At 57.2% G+C, this 6,173-nt stretch carries 7 protein-coding genes and 4 tRNA genes; 3 read left to right on the top strand and 8 right to left on the bottom strand.

All coding sequences use genetic code 11. From position 1 onward, the window contains the following. Positions 1-217: 217 nt before the first annotated feature. Both murA and ramA read right to left on the bottom strand, forming a co-directional pair. A complete protein-coding gene (gene murA, locus MHK05_RS06410; protein WP_023019848.1) occupies positions 218-1,486 on the bottom strand; it encodes a UDP-N-acetylglucosamine 1-carboxyvinyltransferase in 1,269 nt (422 codons plus the stop codon). A 21-nt stretch (positions 1,487-1,507) separates the two neighbouring features. Further along, the gene (gene ramA / locus MHK05_RS06405) at positions 1,508-2,347 is read right to left on the bottom strand and encodes an acetate metabolism transcriptional regulator RamA (protein WP_005325834.1); all 840 of its coding nucleotides are present in this window, start codon (positions 2,345-2,347) and stop codon (positions 1,508-1,510) included. A 265-nt stretch (positions 2,348-2,612) separates the two neighbouring features. Here ramA and cysK point away from each other — a divergent pair, with 265 nt between their 5' ends. Then, positions 2,613-3,548, top strand: coding sequence for a cysteine synthase A (gene cysK / locus MHK05_RS06400; RefSeq protein WP_023019849.1), 936 nt, complete (start codon positions 2,613-2,615; stop codon positions 3,546-3,548). Between the two features lie 70 nt (positions 3,549-3,618). Continuing rightward, positions 3,619-4,182, top strand: coding sequence for a serine O-acetyltransferase EpsC (gene epsC / locus MHK05_RS06395; protein WP_034655513.1), 564 nt, complete (start codon positions 3,619-3,621; stop codon positions 4,180-4,182). Between the two features lie 40 nt (positions 4,183-4,222). Here epsC and MHK05_RS06390 read toward each other — a convergent pair whose 3' ends face one another. From MHK05_RS06390 to MHK05_RS06365, 6 genes are all read right to left on the bottom strand, one after another. Beyond that, entirely contained in the window at positions 4,223-4,513 is a 291-nt protein-coding gene (locus MHK05_RS06390) for a GNAT family N-acetyltransferase (protein ID WP_023019851.1), read from the bottom strand. A gap of 49 nt (positions 4,514-4,562) precedes the next feature. Next, positions 4,563-4,635, bottom strand: a tRNA-Phe gene (locus tag MHK05_RS06385). Positions 4,636-4,654: 19 nt separating this feature from the next. Beyond that, positions 4,655-4,728, bottom strand: a tRNA-Asp gene (locus tag MHK05_RS06380). A gap of 83 nt (positions 4,729-4,811) precedes the next feature. Beyond that, complete coding sequence (locus tag MHK05_RS06375) at positions 4,812-5,126, bottom strand: DUF4288 domain-containing protein (protein WP_023019852.1); 315 nt, start codon at positions 5,124-5,126, stop codon at positions 4,812-4,814. 84 nt (positions 5,127-5,210) lie between these two features. Continuing rightward, positions 5,211-5,284: transfer RNA gene (locus tag MHK05_RS06370), tRNA-Asp, on the bottom strand. Between the two features lie 35 nt (positions 5,285-5,319). Further along, a tRNA-Glu gene (locus tag MHK05_RS06365) sits at positions 5,320-5,395 on the bottom strand. 82 nt (positions 5,396-5,477) lie between these two features. On the opposite strand from MHK05_RS06365, the gene MHK05_RS06360 reads away from it, so the two are divergent. After that, entirely contained in the window at positions 5,478-5,810 is a 333-nt protein-coding gene (locus tag MHK05_RS06360) for a metal-sensitive transcriptional regulator (protein ID WP_023019853.1), read from the top strand. Positions 5,811-6,173: the final 363 nt, after the last annotated feature.

Genomic DNA, 6,173 nt, shown 5'->3' with positions numbered 1-6,173 from the left:
AACAGAAAATTAACTTCCCGTTAACCTCTCATCGGCAGCCCGTACAAACTTACTCAACTCAAAGAACAAAGTCAAATCATCGAACCAAGTCCGTACAAAATGTCACCATCAAGTAACCTCCAGGCTACCTCCCAGCGACTTGAATTAATCTAGCCCACCACAACCAAACAACACAAATCCCCAGCACACAACGGAAAACTGTGTACTGGGGACGTCGTTAAAAGAGCTCTTCTTCCTGAGTTCTTTCGATCGTGGCGCCGAGACGCTGCAGGTTTTCTACAAAATTCGGATAACCGCGGTCGATGTGGAAAACATCGTGAACCGTAGTGGTCTCATCCGCACACAACGCAGAAAGCACCAAGCCCGCACCTGCGCGGATATCGGAGCTCCATACGTGAGTAGAAGACAGCCGCTCTTTGCCGCGGACTACTACATGGTGTCCATCAACCTGGGCATCGGCACCCAGGCGCAGCATTTCATCTACAAAGCGGAAGCGGGATTCAAAGACATTCTCTGTAATGACCGTCGTTCCGTCCGCAATGGCGGAGATGCCAATGGCCATAGGCTGCAAATCAGTAGGGAACCCCGGAAATGGCAGGGTCTGATAGTCCACCGACTGCGGGCGCTGATCCATGCGTACGCGGAAGCCGTTCTCATAGGTTTCCAGTTCGGCACCGGCGGACTTCAGCTTTTCCAGTGGCAGGTGCAGGTGGCGCGGCGAGATACCGCCCACCGTGATGTCCCCCTGAGTCATGGCGGCGGCATATGCCCATGTACCTGCCACGATGCGGTCACCGATAACCTCGTGCTGGGTGGGCTGCAGCTTATCGACGCCCCGGATAGTCACCACCGAGCTTCCTTCACCTTCGATATCGGCACCCATGGATTTGAGCATGGTGCACAGATCGACGATTTCGGGCTCACGAGCCGCATTATGCAGAACGGTTTCCCCCTCAGCGAGAACCGCGGCGGTGAGGATGTTTTCGGTTGCACCCACTGACGGGAAATCAAGGCGAATATTCGCGCCACGTAGGTGGGTGGCTTCTGCCACGACGGCACCGTGCTCAATACGAGTGGTAGCGCCCAGCTTTTCCAGGCCCGTCTGGTGCATGTCTAGCGGGCGGGAACCAATCGCGTCGCCGCCGGGCAGCGCTACCTTGGCATGACCACAGCGGGAGGTCAGGGGTCCGAGCACACAAACTGAGGCGCGGAACTGGCGGACTGCATCAAAGTCCGCATTAGATTGTGGCTGCGCAGGAGTAGTAATCCGGACTTCAGAGCCCTCGATAACTACCTCGCAACCGAGCCCCTCGAGGACCTTCTTCATCAGGGGGACGTCCAGAATTTCTGGGCAGTTGGTCAGCGTCGTAGTGCCCTCCGCCAGCAAGGATGCGGCCATGAGCTTTAAGACGCTATTTTTTGCGCCATCTACTTTGACGGTGCCCTCTAAGCGGGCACCGCCGGAAACAATAAACTGATCTTTCACAACTGCCTACGCTACCGGTTCTTAAGGCAACGCGCCGATGCGACGGGCGGCATTGACCGCCTCGTAGCGGGTGTGCGCACCGAGTTTACGCATTACCGAGCGCAGATAAGACTTCACAGTTTCTGCGCCGATTCCCATTTCCTCAGCCGCTTCCACGTTGGTGTGGCCCAGGGCCACACAAGAGAGAACGTCGAGCTCGCGGGCGGAGAGCTTGGTGGATTGCTTCACGCGCACCGGAGAAACCATCTGGTCACATAGCGTCTCCAGTTCCTTGCGCAGCTCCTCGTCTTCCACGCGGTTAGCCAGCATGCGCAGCTTGGAGTGGGTGGAGCGTACCTGTTCCCACTCAGCACCGTTCATAACGTGGCCGCGGGCGGCTCCGCCTTTAGACCCATCGGCGCGGCGCATCGCGGAATTTACAGCTAGGTCCTGCTCAAGAGTGCGCGCGGTCATCGTCACTTCTTCAATGACCTTGTCGCCCAGGCGAACTGGTGAATGCACTCCCACGTAGAGGACGCCGCGGATTTCGCGCTGGACCGTAACGGGCACAGCCACGATGGAGTGCAGGCCCTCGTCTTGGATTACGCGATCATTCTCGTGCGAAATGGTAGTAGCACGGGTGTAATCGGAGACGCCTACCGCGCGGCGAGTGCTCACCACTCGCCCACCCACACCAACGCCTGAGTCAATGATCAGATTCTGCAGCGCTGGGGTACGTAGGCCCACCCACTGCGTAATCTGCAAGCGATTGTCTGGCAGCAGCGTGGCATACATCGTCACCGGAATACCTGTAGCGGTTTTCAGGGACGATAACGCCGCGCGTACGGATTCTTCATCATCTTTGAGGCGATGCGACTCCATGAGACTCTTTCCTCGTCGGGGGTAACCAAGCAGGTGTACCCGTCTTCCCCCCGGGAATTTGGGGGCCAGCGGGCAACTGAGTGGAAGTATAGACAGCATGTGGGGGTAATTCGAAATCGCCCCTGGCTTATCCGGTGTTGTAATCCCACATGGAATGCCCGAATGCCCGGTCTAGAATTTATATACTGACCGGTCTACTTGTGTAGTGTACCCTTGCGTTGTACACGATTTGAATCCAAATCCGATTCCCAAAGGAGTCAATACAATGGCTGTCTACAACAACATTATGGAAACCATCGGCGGCACCCCGCTGGTCCGCCTAAACCGTCTTACCGAGGGCAAGGGTGCAACCGTGCTTGCCAAGGTTGAATCTTTTAACCCCGCTAACTCCGTGAAAGACCGCATCGGCAAGGCCATCGTTGAGGCCGCTGAGAAGTCTGGTCAGCTCAAGCCGGGCGGCACCATCGTGGAAGCCACGTCCGGCAATACCGGCATTGCCCTAGCTCTGGCCGGCGCCACTTTGGGCTACAAGGTCATCTTGACCATGCCGGAGACCATGTCCAACGAGCGCAAGGTGCTGCTGCGCGCCTATGGCGCAGAGATTGTACTGACCCCAGGCGCGGCGGGCATGCAGGGCGCCGTCGACAAGGCGAATGAAATCGTCGCCGAGAACGACAACGCAATCCTGGCTGCACAGTTCGCCAACGAAGCAAACCCGAAGATGCACGAGGAGACCACCGGCCCGGAGATCTGGGAGGACGCCGAGGGCAAGGTTGATGCCTTCGTTGCTGGTGTAGGCACCGGCGGCACCGTTACCGGTGTAGGTCGCTTCCTGAAGTCCAAGAACCCGGACCTGCACTTGGCCGCCGTCGAGCCGTCCGACTCCCCTGTCCTGTCTGAAGGCCACGCTGGCCCGCACAAGATCCAGGGCATCGGCGCCAACTTCGTTCCTGAGGTACTTGACCGCGAGCTTCTCGACGAAGTCTTTACCGCCACCACCGAGGAGTCCATTAAGGCCTCCCGCGACCTGGCCACCCAGGAAGGCCTGCTGGTGGGCATTTCCGCCGGCGCTAACGTCTCTGCAGCTTTGAAGCTGGCAGAGCGCCCAGAGTTCGAGGGCAAGACCATCGTGGTTGTCCTGCCGGACTTCGGTGAGCGCTACGTCTCCACCATCCTCTTCGAGGACATCCGCGAGGCTTAAATCACTTCGGATGAATAAAAGCACCCGCCAACCTTGGCGGGTGCCTTTTTTATGCCAGTACTATGTGAGCATGAACATTATGAGCTACATCCGTGAAGACTTAGCGAATGCAAGAGATCACGATCCAGCCGCTCGCGGCGACGTCGAAAATGCAATAGTGTACTCCGGCCTCCACGCGGTGTGGTCTCATCGCATTTCGCACTGGATGTGGAAGCGCGGCCTACGCGGGCCCGCGCGCATATTAGCGCAAATTAACCGCTTCTTTACCGGCGTGGAAATCCACCCGGGCGCCACTATCGGTCGCCGCTTCTTTATTGACCACGGCATGGGCATCGTCATCGGTGAAACCGCCGAGATTGGCGATGGCGTCATGCTTTACCACGGTGTCACCCTCGGTGGCCAGGTACTCACTCAGACTAAGCGCCACCCCACCATCGAGGACAATGTAGTCATCGGCGCAGGCGCTAAGGTACTCGGCCCCATTACGATCGGTGAGGGATCGGCCATTGGCGCCAATGCCGTAGTGACGAAGGACGTGCCCGCCGAACATATCGCGGTGGGCATCCCAGCCAAGAACCGCCCACGCAATCCAAATGAGCGCATTAAACTGGTCGACCCCGATTACTACATCTAAGTTCTCTCCCAGCGGCCCACAGGCAACTGTGGGCCGCTTTTTATATGCCTTCTGGGCGCAGCAGGTCGCGGTATTCGGGGTTCTTTTCTATAAAGTGTGCCACGGCGGAGCAGGAAGCGATGACTTGCTTGCCGACGCCCCGGGCATCATCAAGCGCAGCCTTAATCAACGGCGCAGACAGTCCTTGGCCGCGAAAAGCGTCCTTGATGACCGTGTGGTTGAACTCGCGGGTATCGCCCGCGTCTACGTAGTAGCAAGCACCCGCCTCAGTACCGTCCACGGTGAGGACGTAACGGGATTTATCGGTCTGGTGTGCAATAGCGTGTTCCATGCACCCATACTAAAGCAAAAATGGCCCCTCTTAAGAGGAGCCATTATTGTGGCCAGAGCCAGGATCGAACTGGCGACCCCACACTTTTCAGGCGTGTGCTCTACCGACTGAGCTATCTGGCCAGAAACCCGAAGGTTTCCGCGACCTTGACGGGACTTGAACCCGCGACCTCCGCCGTGACAGGGCGGCGCGCTAACCAACTGCGCCACAAGGCCATTTTAAATTATGCGTGCTCTCTGGCACGGATAGTTACTTTACAGAAGACTCCCAACACTCACCAAATCAGCACGTCATAACACTATTCGGGAGCCTGAAGAGGATCGCTTCCTCCTAATTTCATCTCAAAGCGCTCATAGTCTTCCAGTGCGGCAAAGTGTCGCGAGTAAAGGTCGCAATCTCGGTCCACATAGCCATACAGGGCCGGAGCAACATCTACAATGTGGCGCAACTTCAGCTCTTCATACTCTTGCTCGTGAGCTCGGTTAGCAACTTTGTGGTGCGCCTCCTCCTCAGAATCTGCGTAGACGAGGAAGAAGTCTTCCCGGTAGAAATTCCTAAGCTCCGAATCCTGCGACACGAGCTCAAAGACGACAATCCCTACGTATGGTTCCACAGTGCTGACTCTCCTAATTCCTTAGTTGGCGCCAGCGTACCAAAACAAAAAGCAGCAATCGTAGAAACGATTGCTGCTTTTCTGCGACCTTGACGGGACTTGAACCCGCGACCTCCGCCGTGACAGGGCGGCGCGCTAACCAACTGCGCCACAAGGCCAATCGAATATTTAATTCGTACCAACACTTTCATGTTGGTACCCCCAACGGGATTCGAACCCGTGCCGCTGCCGTGAAAGGGCAGTGTCCTAGGCCGCTAGACGATGGGGGCCCGTCGCGCTATGGCGACCTCTAGAAATATACTGGAGACCTCACCTAGTTACAAAATCGCTCCCCCAGAAAGATTAGGAACCATGTCTGACCAGCATCAAACGTGCTCCTGTCACGAGCCACACGTGCACGGATATAACGCAGATTCACAAAGTAAAGATCGCTACCTCGCACGGCTCAAACGTATTGAGGGCCAAACACGCGGCATCCATCGCATGATCGAGGAAGACCAGTATTGCATTGACATTATTACCCAGATTTCGGCCGTGAAGTCAGCGCTAGAAAATGTCTCACTCGCGCTCCTAGAAGACCATATCGAGCACTGCGTGGCCGGTGCTGCCGCCGAGGACGGCGAAGTGGCCACGGAGAAGCTAGAAGAGGCGATGCGCGCCATCAAGAAGATGGTGAAAAACTAAAAGGAGCCACCCTACCGGGTGGCTCCAGTTGTGGGCCCTGTGGGGATCGAACCCACGACCTGCGGATTAAAAGAAAAGACGTCGCTCTTTCCCTTCACACACCCCCAGGCGGCACGACGGTGCCAAGCGGGAGGGGCGCGCGAGAACTGCGCCAAGGGCGCAGCACGCGCAGCGCGCCGCAGGGAACCCCGGGAGCGAAGTGCACAGGAGTGCCCCGGGAGCGAAGCGAGCGGGGCACAAAATCCAGCGCGAAGCGCAGCGAGCGCTAGTATTACGGTTTTGTGTACCAACTGTGCCATTGCCTGGTCACAGGGTAAAAACATGACACACTTTCCCACCTGCCGGTGTCAAAAATTTGTGCCG

Source organism: Corynebacterium nasorum (genome assembly GCF_022347325.1).
GTDB lineage: Bacteria > Actinomycetota > Actinomycetes > Mycobacteriales > Mycobacteriaceae > Corynebacterium > Corynebacterium kefirresidentii.
Note: the sequence above shows the minus strand (reverse complement) of the source record. Positions and strands in the feature narration are given on the sequence as shown.

What these genes read in the sequence shown, in the direction of transcription:
- ramA (WP_005325834.1), bottom strand. Translation starts at nt 2,347, where the DNA reads ATGGAGTCGCATCGCCTCAAAGATGATGAAGAATCCGTACGCGCGGCG.
- MHK05_RS06390 (WP_023019851.1), bottom strand. Translation starts at nt 4,513, where the DNA reads ATGGAACACGCTATTGCACACCAGACCGATAAATCCCGTTACGTCCTC.
- epsC (WP_034655513.1), top strand. Translation starts at nt 3,619, where the DNA reads ATGAACATTATGAGCTACATCCGTGAAGACTTAGCGAATGCAAGAGAT.
- MHK05_RS06360 (WP_023019853.1), top strand. Translation starts at nt 5,478, where the DNA reads ATGTCTGACCAGCATCAAACGTGCTCCTGTCACGAGCCACACGTGCAC.
- cysK (WP_023019849.1), top strand. Translation starts at nt 2,613, where the DNA reads ATGGCTGTCTACAACAACATTATGGAAACCATCGGCGGCACCCCGCTG.